This is a genomic window from Microvirga terricola, from assembly GCF_011777495.1.
In the GTDB taxonomy this organism is placed as follows: domain Bacteria; phylum Pseudomonadota; class Alphaproteobacteria; order Rhizobiales; family Beijerinckiaceae; genus Microvirga; species Microvirga terricola.
The window spans coordinates 110,849-128,599 of the sequence record NZ_JAATJS010000001.1 but is presented as its reverse complement, the minus strand read 5'-3'; the positions used below and the strand labels follow the sequence as shown (position 1 = coordinate 128,599).

The window sequence follows — 17,751 nt, the reverse complement described above, 5'->3', positions numbered from 1 at the left end:
TTAGCGCTCGACGCACATGGCGACGCCCATGCCGCCGCCAATGCAAAGGGTGGCGAGACCCTTCTTGGCATCGCGACGGGCCATTTCGTGCAGCAGCGTGACGAGCACGCGGGCACCGGACGCGCCGATCGGATGCCCGATGGCGATAGCGCCGCCATTGACGTTCACGATGCTAGGGTCCCAACCCATGTCCTTGTTGACCGCAAGCGCCTGCGCCGCGAAGGCCTCATTGGCTTCGACGAGGTCGAGATCGGATATTTTCCACCCGGCCTTCTCGAGCGCCTTGCGGGAGGACGGGATCGGACCCGTTCCCATCACAGCGGGGTCGACGCCCGCCGTCGCCCAGGACACGATGCGGGCAAGCGGGGTGAGCCCGCGCTTCTTGGCTTCGGCTTCCGTCATCAGCACGACGGCGGCTGCGCCGTCGTTGATGCCGGAGGCGTTGCCTGCGGTCACCGTGCCGTCCTTCGAGAAGGCGGGCTTGAGCTTGGCGACGGCGTCGAGCGTGGTGCCGGGGCGGATGTATTCGTCCTGGTCGACGATGATGTCGCCCTTGCGGGTCGAGATCGTCACCGGCACGATTTCATCCTTGAAGCGGCCCGCCTTTTGCGCCGCCTCGGCCTTGTTCTGCGACGAGACGGCGAACTGGTCCTGCTCCTCGCGGGTCAATTGCCAACGCTGAGCCACGTTCTCCGCGGTGGTGCCCATGTGGTAGCCTTGGAAGGCATCGATCAGGCCGTCCTTCAGCATGGTGTCGACCAGCTTGAAGTCGCCCATCTTGGTGCCGCTGCGCATGTAAGCGGCGTGCGGGGCCTGGGACATGGATTCCTGGCCACCTGCCACGATGATGTCGGCGTCACCATTGGTAATCTGCTGCAGGCCGATGGCGACTGTGCGCAGGCCCGAGCCGCAGAGCTGGTTCAGGCCCCAGGCGGTCTTTTCCTTCGGGATGCCGGCGGCGATTGCCGCCTGGCGAGCGGGGTTCTGGCCTTGAGCGGCGGTCAGGATCTGGCCGAGGATCACTTCGTCCACCTCGGCCGCATCGACCTTGGCGCGTTCGAGCGCCGCCTTGATGGCGACCGCGCCGAGTTCGTGGGCGGGGGTGTTGGCGAAGGCTCCATTGAACGAGCCGACGGGCGTGCGCGCCGCGCCGACGATGACGATGCTGTCTTGGGCCATTCCTGATCTCCTCGTGCCGGCAAGCCGAATGTCGGGCGTGCCTTTTGGTGGTGCGATCAAAGCCCCCGATGGCGGGAAGTCAAGCACACTAAGGTCGGGGTAGGTCGACCCTGGGGGCACATCTCTTAGACTTTTAGTGCTTTGATCGGGCAGTAGAACGCCTATAATCTGGGCACACGCGCTCAACTCTCCAACCCCGAGAGATGAGAAAGGCCGAAGTCGCTGGATTTTTCAGCTCAGAGCAGGACCGTATCGGACCAAATGGCGACGGAAAAACAACCGACAATCATCAAAAAATACGCCAATCGCCGTCTCTATCACACGGGCACATCAACCTACGTCACGCTGGAAGATCTCGCGGGCATGGTGCGGGAGGGAGAGGATTTCGTCGTCTACGACGCCAAGTCGGGCGAGGACATCACCCGCTCTGTCCTGACGCAGATCATCTTCGAGCAGGAGAACAAGGAAGGGCAGAACCTCCTGCCCGTTACTGTGCTGCGCCAGCTCATCCGCTTTTACGGCGACAGCCTGCAATCTTTGGTGCCGAGCTATCTCGAATTTTCCATGAACAATCTGTCCCAGGAGCAGCAGAAGCTTCGGGAGCAGATGACGCAAGCCTTCGGGCCTTCCGCTTTCCAGGCCATGGAAGAGCAGGTTCGCAAGAACATGACCTTCTTCACCGAGGCGATGAGCATGTTCTCACCCTTCGCGCAGCCGAAGCCTGCCGCCGACGCGAAAACCGAGCCGAAGGAAGAGGCCTCGAACGATATCGAAGCCCTGAAACGCCAGATGGCGGACATGCAGGCGAAGCTCGACAAGCTCGCTCGCCAGTAATTATTCGGACGAGCCCGTTTCTCTTCAACCGGTCATGCGTTGGCGGGCTCTGCCCTCCGAGGGCTGCTGCGTGAAATCACCGAACGCGCCGCCCTGGAGATAGTCGACGCCAAGGCTTTGCAGCAGGTGGGCGGTTTCATCGTCGTCCACCCATTCCGCTGCCGTGGCCATGCCGAGATGATGGGCGAGATCCACAAGCGTGCTGACGAAGAGCCGGTCGTCGGTGGAACGCTTGAGGCATTGGCTGAAGACGCCGTCGACCTTCAAAAGGTCGAAAGGCAGGATTTGCAAGTGGGTGGCGGTGACATGGCCGACCCCGAAGCCACCGAGCGCGAGGCCGATCCCGAGCGCTTTCATGGCATCGAGACGGCCCCGCGCGGGACCGGAGTCGATTACCGCGGTCTCGGAGATCTCGATCATGAGCCGTGAGGCAATTCCGGGCCGGGCGCCGAGATGGGCCGCCAGCATGGTCAGCCATTCGCCGTCATGGAAGGTCGCATCGGCAATCGGGAGCACGAGCCGCTCGTCCGGGTGACGGACGAGGTACTGCGCCGCCAGTTCCAGCATGCGGCCATCGACAAGAAGGGCGAGATTGGCCTCCGCCAGGAGCGGGGTCGGGCCGAGATGGATCAGACGCCCATCGGATGCCACCAAGGCCGGCCCGGCCTGGAGCAGAGCCGTCTGGCGCGAATGGGCGTCCGCCATCGGCCTTGTGGCCAAGGTGACCCGTCGGTCGTTTACCGCGGCGATCAGGTCGTAAGGAGCGTGTCGCAAAGCGGGCGCGGGGCCGCGGGTGTACTTCCGGGGGTCGTGCAGGATGGCAGGAGCGTTGCGTGAGCATGCCTCGTCCAGCGCTTGTTCGGCCGCGCGAAGCAAAGCCGGCGCGTCGAAAGAATGCTCAGGCGCGCAAGCCGCACCGAGGCGCAGGTGTGGATAGGATTCGAGAAGCTGGCCAAGCCGTTTCATGGCACTTCCGGCGTCCGACGCTGGGCAGGTCGTCAGCACAAGCGCGAAGGAGTTCGGAGCGAGGACGGTCAGATGATCGCGGCGGCGCATCAGCGGGCGGGCGGCCCGCGCCATGTCCTCCATTGCATCCGACTCATCGTCTAAGGTGCCGACAATCAGCGCGCACGAATGGGAGAACCGCAGGGCCTCGTTGATATCGTCCTGAAGGCGGGTGAGGAGGGCTGAGCGCGCATTGATGGAGGCAGGCAGAAGGTCTCTCGCGCCCGCCCTGGGGTCGATCCGCATCACGCCGCGGACGAGGGCGGAGCCGCCCGACGCGGCCTCCTGCCGACGGCCAGAATCCTGCACCATGACCACGTGATCGGGGCCGAATCGCAGAGCGTAGCGGATGTCATAGCTGCCGGTTGGATCGGTCTCGCGATCCGGCCCGCTTCCCGGCTCCACCATCTGCGACAGGGCGTGGCCGGTGCGGGGGAGGGCGGTTGCGCCGAGGCCGAAGAGAGCGGCGGCGTTGGGTCCCCAGGTCAGGACGTCGGTGGCGGTATCCCACCGATAGGCGATGCCGCCGAGGGCGGTCAGGGCCGATTGCGGGCCCGTGGGAGCCTGGCGCTTGCGCGACGTCCGGGATGCGCCCTTGAAGATTCCCGCCCGGCCGTGCCGCCTCGTCGTCATCACTCACACCTTCGACATACGCATACATCGGGGCGAGGACGGCGGTGACGCACGGCCCAAAGCCCCGGAAACAGGGGCTTAGGATCAGGCTTGAGACTTAACGAACTGTAAAAGTCAGGGGCGAAAGCCTCCCCCAACGGCACGGCCGAAGCACAAAAAAACCGGCGCTTAGGGCGCCGGTCTTTATTTGTCGCATGCAGCGTAGATTACGCTTCAGCCTTCGCCTTCAGAACCTGACGGCCACGGTACATGCCGGACTTCAGGTCGATGTGGTGAGGGCGGCGCAGCTCGCCGGAATCCTTGTCCTCGATATAGGTCGGGGCCTTCAAGGCATCGGCGGAGCGACGCATTCCGCGCCGCGAGGGCGACGTTTTTCTTTTTGGAACGGCCATTTTTCGTCTCCGGTCAAACAGCGGAGCGCCCGCTCAAACCGGGAAACGCTCACATCAATCTCGATGAGGTTCGGCCTCATACAAGGTCTTCAGGGAAATATCTAGCCCCTTTCGCCCTCTGCCCGTTACTTCTTGAGGCATTCGCTGAAAGGAGCGGCCCCTTCCATACGCCCCATGAGCCGTTCCGCCAAGGCTCGATGGCGGGCGGTAGGGCGTCCGGGGTTGCGGACGAGCGGGTTCGGAAGGGCGGTTGCCAGCAAGGCGGCCTCTCGGCGGCTCAAGCTGCTCGCGGATTTGCGGAAATATTTCTGGGCCGCGGCTTCCGCTCCGAAAACGCCGTCGCCCCATTCAGCCACGTTGAGATAGACCTCCATCATCCGCCGCTTCGACCAGATCAGGTCGAGATAAAGCGCGACCGGAAGCTCCAGCCCTTTGCGGATGTAGGACCGGCCCGGCCACAAGAAGAGGTTCTTGGCGGTCTGCATCGGGATAGTGGACGCGCCTCGCGAGGGTCCGTCCTCATCGGCGGCCTCCATCACCTCCCGAAGGGCGTCCCAATCCACCCCGCCGTGCTGGCAAAAGCGGCTGTCCTCCGCGGTCAGGACGGCAAGCGGGAGGTTGGACGATATGGTTTCAAGGCCGACATATTCGCGCGAAACCGGCTGCAAACTCAGCCAGCGGCCAAGCATCAGAGTCGAGACCGGAGGGGCCGCCTGGTACAATAGACCTAGCCAAAAGACCGCCGAGGCCCATAAGAGAATAAGCCCCAGGCCGATCCGGACGAGGCGGCGGAGCACGTGGAAACTCGCCGAAGGGCGTTTGGGCCGTCCCGGCCGCAGCGATCCTTCCGGCTGGGATTGTCCCATCGCGCTCTCCTCGGACGGAGCGGTCGCACCATCCGAATCCAGGCTCATCATGACGGCATCCACCAGCACTTTCACGGCACGGCTCGCTGAGGCGGCCGCATCTGTCGAGGCATGTCTTGCGGACTTGCTATCAGACAAAGCGCGTCACGGCGAGATTGCCAGGCCCGCACGCCTGATAGCCGCCATGCGCTATGCCGCCCTGGGCGGGGGCAAGCGCCTGCGGCCGTTCCTGACCATCGAGGCGGCGCGGCTGTTTGGGCAGGAAGGCGACGGACCCTTGCGAGCCGGCTCCGCCATCGAGCTTCTGCATTGCTACTCTCTCGTCCATGACGATCTGCCGTCCATGGATGACGATGACCTGCGGCGGGGCAGGCCGACCGTCCACAAGGCCTTCGACGAGGCGACCGCGATCCTGGTCGGTGACGCTCTCCAGACACTGGCCTTTGAGGTGCTGGCCGATTCAGCCACCGATCTCGATCCGGCGGTCCGCTCGGAACTGGTGCTTGGCCTCGCGCTCGCTTCGGGCCTTGGCGGCATGGTTGGCGGCCAGATGCTCGATCTCGCAGCGGAGGGACGCTACGGGGCCGCCCATCTGGCAGAGGCGGATATCCGGCGTCTGCAGATGATGAAGACCGGCGCCATCCTGACATTCTCCGTCGAAGCGGGGGCGATCCTGGGGCGGGCGGACGCCGCGGCGCTGCAAAGCCTCAAGGATTACGGACGCGCGCTCGGGGCGGCGTTCCAGGTGGCGGACGATATTTTGGACCGGGAATCCTCCGCCGAAGCGCTCGGTAAGCGCACGGGCAAGGATCAGGAGAAGGGCAAGGCGACGCTCGTCGATCTTTTGGGACTCGATGGCGCCCGTCGTGAGTGTCGTCAACTGGTCGAGAAGGCGGAGGCTGCGCTCGAAGGCTTTGGCGCTGACGCGGACACCCTGCGCGCCGCCGTGCGCTTCGTCGTCGAGCGCGAGATCTGACTGATGACAACTGTAACCATCCGGCTTGCTGCTCCGGCAGACATTCCCTTCATCATGCAGACGGAGCGAGGCGAGGGCTTTGGCGAGTTCGTCGGACGCTGGGAGCTTGCACAGCACGAGGCGGAATTCGCCAAAGCAGGCAACGCCTATCTCATCGGTGAGAAGGATGGTTCACCCAACGGCTTCGCGATCCTACGCGATCTGGATGATCCTTTTGGCAATGTGCTGCTGAAGCGCATCGCCGTGCGCGAACCCGGCGCGGGTTTCGGCAAGGCATTCCTGTGGCTCGTCATGGCGAATGCATTCGGCCGTGAAAAGACCCATCGCCTGTGGCTCGACGTGTTCGTTCACAATGACCGGGCGCGCCATGTCTATCGCAGCCTGGGTTTTCGTGAAGACGGCGTGCTGCGTGAGGCTTATGCGTGGCCCGACGGGCGGCGCGCCTCGCAGATGCTGATGTCGATCCTCCGACCGGAATGGCGTTAAGGCTCACGCTTCGGCCGACTTGTTGCGCTTCGCCCAACGCGGCGGAGTCATCTCGCTGACGATGACGCCAACGACAATCAGGCCTGCGCCGATCAGCGCTGCCGGGAGCATCCGCTCGCCGGCCCACCATCCGACGAGGCCCGCCCAGACGGGCTCGCCGGCATAGATCACGGTTGCGCGCGTCGGCGACACGGTTTTCTGTGCCCAGTTCATCGCCAGCTGAATGCCGGCGCTGGCAATACCGAGTCCGACCGCGCTGAAAATCAGAAGCCACGAGAAGCTCGGGACCGGCTCCCCAAGCGGCGTCATGAAACCGAAGGCGAGAAGCGATGTGGTGGCAAGCTGGATCACCGTCACACGGCGCGCATCGACGCGGCCCGCATAGCTGCCGATCAGAATGATCTCGGCGGCGATGGCGATGGCGCAGAGAAGCGTCAGAAGCTCGCCGATCCCGAAGCCGATGGAGGTGCCTTCAGGCCCCGCGAGAAGAGTCAGTCCCGCAAAGGCCAGCGCGATGCCGAGCCATGACATGAAACGCGGCGGCCTGCGCAGGACGAGCCATTGCAGCAGGGGAACGATGGGCACGTAAAGTGCCGTGATGAACGCCGACTTGCTGCTCGCAATGGATTGCAGCCCATAGGTCTGGAGCGTGTAGCCAAAAAAGATCGCGATGCCGATGAAAATGCCGGCCTTCAATTCGGCGAACGTCAGCCCTCGCAGCACGGGGGCCGCGATCAATGCCATCATCAGCGCGGCGGTGCCGAAGCGCAGGCCGACGAAGAAGAGCGGCCCACTGACTGAAAGAGCGTTCTGGACGGTCAGGAAGGTTGCGCCCCAGATCATGGTGACGAAAACCAGCACCGCCTCGCTGCGGCTGAAATAGAAACGGGGCTTCGAGACGGCAGCGGTCACAATATATCCTCATGCGCGGGCTTGCGCGTCGGGTTACGGGCAATGTCAGGGAGGGGCAAGGCAACGCGCGAAAAAGGGCTTCCGCTCGCTCCTACGACGTTGGCACCCAATAGACGAATTTCGCGCCACCCGGCTTGTCGGAATGCACGATCGTTTTCATGAGCACGCCGCCATTGGCCAGAATGACCTTTTGCGACGGCTCGTTCTCGGCATCGCAGGAAATCTGGACGCGCGAAAAGCCTTCGCTGCGAGCGACGGGCAGAATCTGTCGGAGCGCCTGCGTGGCATAACCCCGCCTGCACTTCCACGGCACGATGGCATAGCCGATATGCCCCAGGGCGTTGGGCGGTAGCTCTTCCGTTCCCGGTTGGAAGCGGAAGCTGATGCGGCCGCAGAATTCCCCATCGCTGATCCAGAAATCATGGGCCGGCAGGCGCGGAACATCGCGTCCGTCAGCGAGACGGATGGTCGGGCTGTTGAAGAGGTCGTGCAAAAAGCGCTCGGGATCGCGCCGCAGCTTTTCCAATTGCTCGCCGCTGACGTCACGCGTGGTGTCGGGCGACCATCCCTGCGCGAGAGCGGCTTCGTAGGCCGGCAGCCAATCGAGGCTGGGGCGGATGAGGGTCATCGTGTCGGTCATGGCGGCCCGAGAGTACATCGGGCCGCCAAAAGGGCAACTGCCTTACACGGTCACCTGCGTGCCGACTTCCACCACGCGCCCGGTTGGGATCTGGAAGAAGTCCGTCGCGTCGCTCGCGGATTTCGCGAGGCCGATGAAGAGCTTGTCCTGCCACAGGGGCATTCCCGACTGCGCGGCGGGGCGGATCGAGCGGCGCGAGAGGAAGAACGACGTCGCCATGATGTCGAACTTGAAGCCCTGCTTACGCAACACGGCAAGGCCGCGCGGAATGTTGGGGGTCTCCATGTAGCCGTAGCTCATGCGCACCCGCCAGAAGGAATCGCCGATGGACTCGATCTCGATGCGATCATCATCCTCCACGCGCGGAACGTCTTCGCTACGAATGGTGAGGATCACGTTCTTCTCGTGCAGCACCTTGTTGTGCTTGAGATTGTGCAGGAGTGCCGCGGGAGCGGTGTCCGGATCGCTGGTCAGGAAGACGGCGGTGCCCTTCACCCGGTGCGGCGGGCTCTTTTCGAGCATCTTGACCAGCTCAAGGAATGGCACGTCGACCTTTCGCGTCTTCTCGAACAGGATGTTCGTGCCCTTCACCCAGGTCCACATAATCGTGATGATGATCGCTGCCAGAAGCACGGGGACATAGCCGCCGGTGAAGAGCTTCATCAGGTTCGCACCGAAGAAGGCGAGGTCGATGAGAAGGAACGGCAGCATCGTCAGAAGCGCCAGGCCAAACGACCAGCGCCAGCCGCGCCAGATCACGATGATGGCGAGAATGGCGTCCACCGCCATCGCACCGAACACCGACACGCCGTAAGCGTGGGACAGATTGCTCGACGAGCCGAAGATCAGCACCAGCACGATCACGCCGATGAGGAGTAGCAGGTTGACCCGCGGCAGATAGATTTGTCCCTGATGCGCTTCCGACGTGAAGCGGATATCAAGACGCGGCAAAAGCCCGAGTTGCACCGCCTGACGGGTCAGCGAATAGGCGCCCGTGATGACCGATTGACTGGCGATGATCGTCGCGAGCGTCGCAAGCCCGATCATCGGAATGAGCGCCCAGTCCGGGACGAGACGGAAGAGGGGGGATTCGGCAGCCGTCATATCCGACAGCACCAGTGCGCCCTGGCCGAAATAGTTGATCACCAGGGCAGGGAAAATCAGATAGAGCCACGCCCGCTTGATCGGTTTTGCGCCGAAATGCCCGAGATCAGCATAAAGCGCCTCCGCACCCGTCACCGACAGACAGACCGCGCCGAGCACCGCCAGTGAAACGGCGGGGTGATTGGCGAAGAACATGATGCTGTGAAGCGGGTTGATCGCCAGCAGCACAGACGGGTCATCGGCGATGTGGAGCGCGCCGGTCAATGCCAGGGTCGCGAACCAGGCCAGCATCACGGGGCCGAAAAAGGCAGCGACTTTTCCTGTGCCATGGCTCTGGACCAGAAACAGCGTTGCAAGGATGGCGATGGTGATCGGCACCACGAAAGTGTCGAGGTCCGGCGTCATCAGCTTCACGCCTTCCACCGCGGACAGAACCGAGATGGCGGGTGTCAGCACCGCATCGCCATAAAAGAGGCCGGCGCCTGCAATACCGAGCATGAGGACAATCCCGCGCCTCTTGCCCGTCGCGCGCTGGGCCAGTGCGACGAGGGTCAGCGTTCCGCCCTCGCCGCGGTTGTCGGCGCGCAGGAGAATGAAGACGTATTTGACCGTCACGACCAGGACGAGCGACCACAGGATCAGCGAAAGAACGCCGATGATGATGTCGCGCGTCAGCGGACCGCCGTGCGAGGCGGCCGCGACGGATTCCTTGAAGGCATAAAGGGGACTTGTCCCGATATCGCCGAAAACGACGCCGATGGCCCCGAGCATGAGCGTCCAGGGGCCCAGCTTGGCGTGACTTTCGTGTGAAATGGCCTCCGGACCCGCCGCGTGGCTCGGTTCGGTGGCGACAGCTTGCTGATCTGCCATGTGATTTTCTTTTGCGGACAGGCCCGCCAGACGGCTCTCTAAAAAACGCGTTTCAGGAGACGAGGGGCTGTCCCTCCTCGCAGGACGCGGCAGTCGTCAGTGCCGGCGCGGCGGGCTCTCTAGCACATCGCGCGCGAGCTTAAAACGGAATTTCAACCGCGCTCCCGCCGGGTGGCGAAGTGCTCGAAGCGCCTATTCTGCCGCGTCGCGGCCGGGGTGGCCGTAGTTCTTCTCGATGTAGTCGAGGACGATTTTCTGGAAGTCCTGGGCGAGCGTCGGGCCGCGCAGGGTCATAGCCTTGCGGCCGTCGATGAAGACGGGAGCCGCCGGCTGCTCGCCCGTGCCGGGAAGCGAAATGCCGATATGGGCATGCTTCGATTCGCCCGGCCCGTTCACGATGCAGCCCATCACTGCGACATTGAGGCCCTCGACCCCCGGATATTGCCGGCGCCATTCGGGCATGGAGGACGAAATCCAGTTTTGGATGTCCCGCGCGAGTTCCTGAAACACGGAAGAGGTCGTCCGGCCGCAGCCGGGGCAGGCCGCCACGAGCGGGACGAAGGTGCGAAAGCCCATGGTCTGGAGCAGTTCCTGAGCGGTCTTGACCTCGACCGTCCGGTCGCCGCCGGGCTCCGGTGTCAGGGAATAACGGATTGTGTCGCCGATACCCTGTTGCAGAAGAATGCCGATGGCGGCGGACGAGGCCACGATCCCCTTCGAGCCCATGCCGGCCTCGGTCAGGCCGAGATGGATCGCGTAGTCGGAGCGCAGAGCGAGTTCCTGATACACCGCGATCAGGTCCTGAACGGCCGAAACCTTGGCCGAGAGAATGATCCGGTCGCGCCGCAGGCCGATTTCCTCGGCGCGGGCGGCTGAGAGGAGGGCCGACTGGATCATCGCCTCGCGGGTGACCCAGCGCATGTCGCGCGGGCTGGCTGAGGCGGCATTCTCGTTCATCAGATGGGTGAGCAATTCCTGATCGAGCGAGCCCCAATTGGCGCCGATGCGCACAGCCTTGCCGTGCTTGATCGCCATTTCGACGATAGCGCTGAATTGCCGGTCCTTCTTGTCCTTGAAGCCGACATTGCCGGGATTGATGCGATATTTGTCGAGCGCTTCGGCGCAGGCCGGATGATCGGCAAGCAACTGATGGCCGATATAGTGGAAGTCGCCGACCAGAGGCACGGTCACGCCGAGTCGATCGAGGCGCTCGCGGATCTTGGGGACGGCGGCGGCCGCCTCGTCACGGTCCACCGTGATGCGTACGATTTCGGATCCGGCGCGGGCGAGTGCCGCGACCTGCGCGACGGTTGCGTCCACATCGGCCGTGTCGGTGTTGGTCATCGACTGGACCACCACCGGCGCGCCGCCTCCGACCATGACGGAGCCCACGCGCACGCCGACCGTGCGGTGCCGGGGAGCAGGGCCGGCCAGGGCCTCAGGGGCAGTTTTCTCGTCGGAAGACAGGGACATGGCGGACATGTGGTAATCCAGGACGGCAGCTTAAGGCTGTTGCCGAGTAGCTGAGGCCAAATGCCCGCCTCGTCAAGCGTGGCTTAACAAATCCAGATCAGTGAGCGTCCTGGCAATGGGCGCATCGTCCCGTGACTTCCAGAACCTTGGTGTGGGCCCTGAAGCCTTCCGCATTGAGAAGGTTGGCCATTGTTTCGGTCAGGGCGGACGATGTCACCTCGTCTACACCGCCGCATTCCTCGCAGATCAGGAAGGCGGTGGCCTCATGGCTGCTGTCGCCTTGGAAGGTCGCGATATAGGCGTTCTGGCTTGCAAGCCGATGGGCGAGACCCTGTTCGATCAGAAAGTCCAGGGCGCGGTAAACGGTAATCGGGGCAATGCGGCGGCCGCCCGGCTCAAGCGCCTCGGCGAGATCGTAGGCTCCGAGGGGCTTGTGGGTCGTGTAGAGCGTCTCGAGCACCTTGCGGCGGATGGGCGTCAGCCGGACCCCATGGGCGCGGCAGATCGCTTCCGCCTGTGCGAGAGCCCGTGCGGCCTTCTCCTCTTGGCGGACGGCGTGGGCACAGGAGCCTTGGCTTGCCTCGTGCTGAAGTCGTTCGGCTGCTGTCCTGGCCATGAGCGCCACCCTATTTTCGTGTTTCGCAAACGTGTTTCGCAAAAATCGGACCGGGCATGAAATGCGGCCCACCTCGTTTATATAGGTTATAGCACTACATTTTCATAGAGGTTTTTGCAATGAAATAACTTTTGCGAGGTCGCTCAAGGGTTGTGCCGGAAGCGCCAGACGCTGGTCTTTTTGATATCCGCATCCTCAAGGGTGCGGGTGACAGGGACCTCGTAGAGAGCCAGTCTCTCGAGACGGTCCTGCGGGAGGTAGCTGCGGCCGGGATCTCCAATCAGCACGATCGCACCGCGTTCGCTCAGGGCAAACAGCCAGTCCGTCACTCGTTCGGCGAGGTCGCGCTCGTAGCAGATATCGCCGGCGAGAACCGTCTCCCACCCGAGATCCTGTCCGATCAGATCCGCCTGCAGACACGTGACCTGCACATTATTGGCCCTCGCGTTGAGGCCGATGGCGGCGACGGCGAAAGAGTCGATGTCGCAGGCCGTCACCTCGCGAGCGCCGGCCTTCATGGCGGCGATGGCGACGAGGCCCGAGCCGGAGGCAAAATCGAGCACGCGACGCTCCCGCACGGTCGCCGGATTGTCCAGCACATATCGCGCGAGCGCCTGTCCACCGGCCCAGGCGAAGGCCCAGAACGGGGGAGGAAGGCCGATCTCGCCGAGCTCGTCTTCCGTCTTCTGCCAGAGCTCGGTCGCTTCATCCGCCACATGCAGCGACAGTTCCGGGGTATGCGGAACCGGGAGCAGCCGGGTCTCGGCCCTGATGAAGGCGATGGGATCGCTGATCATGAGGTCAGCATATCCCCATAAAGACGCTTGACCGCATCCATGACATTCCGCTCCGTGAAGCCGTCGAGGACGCGGACGCGGGCAGCTTCACCCATCCGGGCCGTCAGATCGGGTTGCCGGGCAAGAAGTACGAAAGCGTCGGCAAGGCGGACGGCGTCGTCGGGTGGCACGATTTTTCCCTCAATGCCATCGCGCACCAGCGTGCGGCAACCGGGAACGTCGGTGGTGACGATGGCCCGGCCGCAGGCGGCGGCTTCCAGAAGCGTTCGAGGCAGGCCCTCACCGCCTCGCGACGGCAGGCAGGCGACGTGATGCTCGCGCCAGACCGCCGCGACGTCTTTGGTTGCTCCGCGCCAGGCGATTCCCGGCTCCCGGCTCCATTCGTTCAGGGTCGCTTCGGGAATCGCTTTCGGATTGGAAGGATCGGGCGCGCCGTAGAGGGACAGTTCGACCGCGGCACCGCGGGCCTGTGCCAGACGGGTCGCTTCAACCGCGAGGTCGATGCCCTTGGACCAGAGCATGCGCGCGACGACTGCGATCCGGAGAGGCGGCTGCGGAGGAAGGGGTGCGGGTTGAAGGACGACGGGGTCGATTCCCGCGCCGCCGACGATGATGATGCGCGTCCCAGTCGGATCGAGGCCGAGCAGCTTGGGGTCGTCGGTGTTTTCGAACAGATAGCGGGTTTGAGCCGTCTCAAGGCCGCGCACGAGAAGGCGGACGGCGCGTTGCGCAAGGCGACCGACCCGGTCCGTTCTGGCTCCCAGGAAGCCAAGGCCAGTCAGCGCATAGACGCGTCGTCTGACGCCGGCCAACATTGCCGCAAAGCCGCCGACCAGAATGCTCCTGAGTGCGATGCAGTGGACCAGATCCGCCTGTTCGGCCTTGAGGATCGAGGCCAATTGCCCGGCCGTGTAGCCCGCCGCCATGGGGTTTAGGCTGCGGCGCTCCGCCTCGAGAGGGATGACCCGTGCGCCGGAGGCCTCAATGACCTCGCGGTGAGAGCGCACCCGCGTGACCACCGCAACGTCGAGCCCGAGTTCCCGTGCCGCACGAGCCATCGGGAGAAAGTGGGACGCAAAAAACCAATCCTCGGTGACGACGAAGATGAGTTTGCGGCCTTGGAGGTTGGGCTGGGTTGGGGCGGACACGAGCTTTCCAGAACAATGAGGCTGCTCTTGTAGACGCGGATCCGGATCGAGAAAACCTCTCATTTCGTTCGTGTTCGGCACCGTCACACGGCTGAATGACGGCGGTACGAACCTGTCGCGTGATTCGGCGAATGGGTTGCTGGCGGAGGTACGCCAGAAGACTCGTTTTTTCTCCGAGTCCACATTGCGACCACATCGGTCGGTCAAGAAGGAATTAACCTTGAAAATTCACCAAGGTTGGTCATCGCGTACGCGATCACGTTATTTCCCCCTCTGATTAGATAGGTGTTTGTCGGTACTTGGAAAATTACAATGCCTTTCAGTTGACATAATTACAGTGAATAGGGTTACAAAAGACATGGCGTAACGGAAAGCGCCGCTTTTGGGGGTTCCTCAATTCCATGCAGGTCGTCGCAATTTCAAAGGGCTGATCCTCAGCGCCGCGAGCGAACCTTCATGAAATCGGCCCGACATCGCAGCCGTCGCGAGGCGGCTAACATTATGCAGAATCCGAGATTCCGCGTAATGTCACTGCAACGGCACGGCGCGGCTTTCGTTTCGCGGTCCGCCTATGGAAGAAGAATATGAAACAGGCTTCGAAACGCAGGGACGAGAGCACAGAGGTCTATGACGCTCTGAGAGCATGCAGTCCCTCCTTCATTGGCGTCGCGATCTTTTCTGCTGTCGTGAACGTTCTGGCGCTAACCGGCTCCCTCTACATGCTGCAGGTCTATGACCGGGTTCTGTCGAGCCGGAGCATCGCTACTCTCGTCGGTCTCTCATTGATCACGCTGGCGGCCTACGCTCTCTCGGGCGGTCTCGACATGCTGCGCGGCAAGATGCTCGCCCGCATCGGCGCCCGCTTCGACGAATTGCTCTCGGCGCGCGTGTTCGATCTCGTCGCGACGATGCCGCTCAAGGGCGCGAAGCACTCCGAGAGCATGCAGCCGATCCGCGATCTCGATACGATCCGCGGCTTCCTGTCGAGTCTGGGTCCGACGGCGCTCTTCGACATGCCGTTCATGCCGATCTTCTTCATCGGGTGTTTTATCATCCACCCGTGGCTCGGTTGGATGTCGATCGTCGGCGGCATCTGCATCATCCTCCTCACCCTCTATACGGACGCGAAGAGCAAGGCTCCCTCGTACGAGGTAACGAAGAGCGCGGCAGAGCGTCATTCACTGGCCGAAACCAGCCGCCGCAATGCGGAGGCCATCCGTGCGCTCGGCATGCTCCGGTTCCTGGCGAGCCGCTATGACGAGGTGCATTGCCGCCATGTGAATGACGGCCTTCGCGCCAGCGAAGCGGCCTCCGGCATCAGCGCCTTCGCCAAGGTGTTCCGCATGGTCCTGCAGTCGGGCATCCTGGGTCTTGGTGCTTATCTCGTGATCCAGGGACAAATGTCCGGCGGCCTCATGATCGCCGCGTCGATCATGATGTCGCGCGCACTCGCGCCCATCGAGATCGCCGTTGCACACTGGAAGGGCTTCGTCGCGTCGCGCCAAGCCTATCGCCGCCTGCAACACATCATGACCATCGTGCCTGCTCAGGATCCGCGCATGGGCCTTCCGGCTCCGCGTGCCTCGGTTTCGGTCGAGGAGGCCTATGTGGGCGCCCCCGGCACGCAGGCGCCGATCGTCCAGGCGGCCTCTCTGCAACTCGTTGCCGGTCAGGGCCTCGGCCTCATCGGGCCGAGCGCATCGGGCAAGTCGACGCTCGCGCGCGCCCTCGTCGGCGTTTGGTCGACCATGCGCGGCGACATCCGTCTCGACGGCGCGTCGCTCGACCAGTGGGAATCCGACGCGCTGGGCCGTCACATCGGCTATCTGCCGCAGGATGTGGAACTGTTCGACGGAACGGTTGCCGAAAACATCAGCCGCTTCGAGCCTGACGCGCTGCCGAAGGATATCATCGAGGCAGCGCAGGCGGCGGGCGCGCATGAGCTGATCCTCGGCCTGCCGGACGGCTATGACACTCGAATCGGCGAGGGCGGCGCCGCTCTGTCGGGCGGCCAGCGCCAGCGCCTCGCCCTGGCTCGCGCCCTCTACGGCAAGCCGTTCCTGGTTGTTCTCGACGAGCCGAACGCCAGCCTCGATGGCGCCGGCGACGAGGCGTTGAACCAGGCCATCCTGTCCGTGCGCCAGCGTGGTGGCATCATCGTCGTCATCACCCATCGTCCGGCAGCGCTCGGCCATGTCGATCTCGTCGCGATCATGGAGGAAGGCCGCATCAAAGCCATGGGCCCGCGCGATGAAGTTCTGCAGGCTGTCATGAAACGTAATGCGACGCCCGCCCCCGCGCGGCCGCAGCAGGGAGCCGCGGCATCCGCGTCTCTGCGGGAGGTTGGTTAAATGATGATCGAAATGAAACCGGTGAAGCCGTCGGCTCACCAGGAGGCTCTGCACAAGGCCTCCGTTGTCGGCCTGTCCATGATTGCGCTCTTCGCTGGCACGATCGGGCTCTGGGCGGCTACCGCGAACCTGTCCGGCGCTGTCGTCGCCGGCGGCCAGTTCGTGGTCGATACCAGCGTCAAGAAAATTCAGCATGCGACCGGCGGCATCGTCGGCGAGCTGAAGGTGCAGGAAGGGGCCCGCGTGTCGCAGGGCGATCTTCTGATCCGCTTGGACGAAACCGTGACTCGCGCGAACCTGCAGGTCGTCTCGAAGCAGCTCGACGAGTTCATTGCCCGTCAGGCACGCCTTGAGGCGGAGCGTGACGGCGCTCCGGAGGTCAAGATGCCGCCGGAATTCGCCAGCCGGCTCGATGAGCCTGGCGTCAAGACCATGATGGATTCGGAGCGTACGCTCTTCGAGGCTCGCCGTTCCGCGCGCGAGGCGCAGAAGAACCAGCTCCGTAAGCGCATCTCGCAAGCGCAGGACGAAATCACCGGTCTCAAGGCGCAGCAGGCCGCAAAGGCCCGCGAGGCGGAACTGATCGTCGAGGAACTGAAGGGCGTTCGCGATCTCTATCAGAAAAACCTCGTCCAGCTTCCGCGTCTCAACGCGCTCGAGCGCGACGCGGCCAGCATCGAAGGCCAGCGCGGCCAGTTGATTGCGGCCGTTGCGCAATCCGAGGGGCGCATCGCCGAAACCTCCCTGCAGATCATCCAGATCGATGAAGAGATGCGGGCGGAGGCGATGAAAGAGCTGCGCGAAATGCAGGGCCGTGTGGCGGAGTACACCGAGCGCCGTGTGGCAGCCGAGGATCAGCTGAAGCGTATCGATATCCGCTCGCCCAGCGATGGTTATGTACACCAGCTCAATGTTCACACCGTCGGCGGCGTGATCTCTCCCGCCGAGCCGGTGATGCTGATCGTGCCGATGAACGACAAGCTGGAACTCGAAGCCCGGGTGATGCCGAACGAAATCGACCAGGTTGCAATTGGACAGAAGGCGACGATTCGTGTTCACGCATCGAACCAGCGGCTGATTCCGGAACTGCACGGTGCCGTCAGCCGGATCTCGGCCGACGTGTCGCGCGACCAGCAGAGCGGCGCGTCCTTCTACACCATTCGCGTCGATATTCCCGCGAACGAGCTGAAGCGCCTCGATAACCTGCGCATTATGGCCGGCATGCAGGCTGAAGTGTTCGTGGAAGTCAACGAGCGCACGCCGCTCGAATATTTCTTCAAGCCGATGAAGGAGCAGATGTCTCGCGCTTTCCGCGAGCACTAAAGCTCATTACAAGCTCCAGCATTCTTTCATCCGCGGCCAGTCCTCACTGGCCGCGGATTTTTTATGGCCGCGCTTGGCCGGTGAAACCGGTTCCTTCGTCGCGCGAGGAAACTTTACGCCTCCTGAAGAGTTAAAGCTTAGCCGTT

The 17,751-nt window shown here is 63.3% G+C and carries 16 protein-coding genes; 5 read left to right on the top strand and 11 right to left on the bottom strand.

The genetic code is table 11. From position 1 onward, the window contains the following. Complete coding sequence (locus HB375_RS00595; RefSeq protein ID WP_167670972.1) at positions 1–1,179, bottom strand: acetyl-CoA C-acetyltransferase; 1,179 nt, start codon at positions 1,177–1,179, stop codon at positions 1–3. 261 nt (positions 1,180–1,440) lie between these two features. Here HB375_RS00595 and phaR point away from each other — a divergent pair, with 261 nt between their 5' ends. After that, the gene (phaR, locus tag HB375_RS00590) at positions 1,441–2,013 is read left to right on the top strand and encodes a polyhydroxyalkanoate synthesis repressor PhaR (RefSeq protein ID WP_167670970.1); all 573 of its coding nucleotides are present in this window, start codon (positions 1,441–1,443) and stop codon (positions 2,011–2,013) included. Between the two features lie 24 nt (positions 2,014–2,037). Here the strand turns inward: phaR and HB375_RS00585 are convergent, their stop codons facing one another. The 3 genes from HB375_RS00585 to mtgA form a co-directional block, all read right to left on the bottom strand. Further along, positions 2,038–3,651: an EAL domain-containing protein gene (locus HB375_RS00585; RefSeq protein ID WP_167670968.1), complete on the bottom strand. Its 1,614-nt coding sequence runs from the start codon at positions 3,649–3,651 to the stop codon at positions 2,038–2,040. A gap of 206 nt (positions 3,652–3,857) precedes the next feature. Next, on the bottom strand, positions 3,858–4,043 hold the full coding sequence (rpmF, locus tag HB375_RS00580; RefSeq protein WP_167670966.1) for a 50S ribosomal protein L32: 186 nt from the start codon (positions 4,041–4,043) through the stop codon (positions 3,858–3,860). A 125-nt stretch (positions 4,044–4,168) separates the two neighbouring features. Further along, positions 4,169–4,960 carry a monofunctional biosynthetic peptidoglycan transglycosylase gene (gene mtgA / locus HB375_RS00575; protein ID WP_246728278.1) on the bottom strand — a complete coding sequence of 264 codons (792 nt, stop codon included), beginning with the start codon at positions 4,958–4,960 and terminating at the stop codon, positions 4,169–4,171. Between mtgA and HB375_RS00570 the strand changes: the two genes are divergently transcribed. Beyond that, positions 4,959–5,885 (top strand): polyprenyl synthetase family protein, encoded by a 927-nt coding sequence (locus tag HB375_RS00570; RefSeq protein ID WP_167670964.1) that lies wholly within the window; start codon positions 4,959–4,961, stop codon positions 5,883–5,885. The two genes, mtgA and HB375_RS00570, sit on opposite strands and share 2 nt — an antisense overlap. 3 nt (positions 5,886–5,888) lie before the next feature. Beyond that, the gene (locus HB375_RS00565) at positions 5,889–6,371 is read left to right on the top strand and encodes a GNAT family N-acetyltransferase (protein WP_167670961.1); all 483 of its coding nucleotides are present in this window, start codon (positions 5,889–5,891) and stop codon (positions 6,369–6,371) included. Positions 6,372–6,374: 3 nt separating this feature from the next. On the opposite strand, the gene HB375_RS00560 is transcribed toward HB375_RS00565, so the two are convergent. The 7 genes from HB375_RS00560 to HB375_RS00530 form a co-directional block, all read right to left on the bottom strand. Next, positions 6,375–7,283, bottom strand: coding sequence for an EamA family transporter (locus HB375_RS00560; RefSeq protein WP_167670958.1), 909 nt, complete (start codon positions 7,281–7,283; stop codon positions 6,375–6,377). A gap of 91 nt (positions 7,284–7,374) precedes the next feature. Beyond that, positions 7,375–7,941 (bottom strand): GNAT family N-acetyltransferase, encoded by a 567-nt coding sequence (locus HB375_RS00555; RefSeq protein ID WP_246728277.1) that lies wholly within the window; start codon positions 7,939–7,941, stop codon positions 7,375–7,377. A gap of 24 nt (positions 7,942–7,965) precedes the next feature. Then, positions 7,966–9,897 (bottom strand): potassium transporter Kup, encoded by a 1,932-nt coding sequence (locus HB375_RS00550; protein ID WP_167670956.1) that lies wholly within the window; start codon positions 9,895–9,897, stop codon positions 7,966–7,968. 192 nt (positions 9,898–10,089) lie between these two features. Next, positions 10,090–11,370 carry a flavodoxin-dependent (E)-4-hydroxy-3-methylbut-2-enyl-diphosphate synthase gene (gene ispG / locus HB375_RS00545; protein WP_167671694.1) on the bottom strand — a complete coding sequence of 427 codons (1,281 nt, stop codon included), beginning with the start codon at positions 11,368–11,370 and terminating at the stop codon, positions 10,090–10,092. Positions 11,371–11,467: 97 nt separating this feature from the next. Next, positions 11,468–11,986 carry a Fur family transcriptional regulator gene (locus HB375_RS00540; protein ID WP_167670953.1) on the bottom strand — a complete coding sequence of 173 codons (519 nt, stop codon included), beginning with the start codon at positions 11,984–11,986 and terminating at the stop codon, positions 11,468–11,470. Between the two features lie 143 nt (positions 11,987–12,129). Continuing rightward, positions 12,130–12,783, bottom strand: a complete 654-nt coding sequence (locus tag HB375_RS00535) for a class I SAM-dependent methyltransferase (protein WP_167670951.1) — start codon at positions 12,781–12,783, stop codon at positions 12,130–12,132. Next, positions 12,780–13,931, bottom strand: a complete 1,152-nt coding sequence (locus tag HB375_RS00530; RefSeq protein ID WP_167670949.1) for a glycosyltransferase — start codon at positions 13,929–13,931, stop codon at positions 12,780–12,782. Before HB375_RS00530 ends, HB375_RS00535 begins: the two co-directional genes overlap by 4 nt. A 584-nt stretch (positions 13,932–14,515) precedes the next feature. Between HB375_RS00530 and HB375_RS00525 the strand changes: the two genes are divergently transcribed. After that, a complete protein-coding gene (locus tag HB375_RS00525) occupies positions 14,516–16,282 on the top strand; it encodes a type I secretion system permease/ATPase (RefSeq protein ID WP_167670947.1) in 1,767 nt (588 codons plus the stop codon). Beyond that, positions 16,283–17,605, top strand: coding sequence for an HlyD family type I secretion periplasmic adaptor subunit (locus HB375_RS00520; RefSeq protein ID WP_167670945.1), 1,323 nt, complete (start codon positions 16,283–16,285; stop codon positions 17,603–17,605). Positions 17,606–17,751 lie beyond the last annotated feature (146 nt).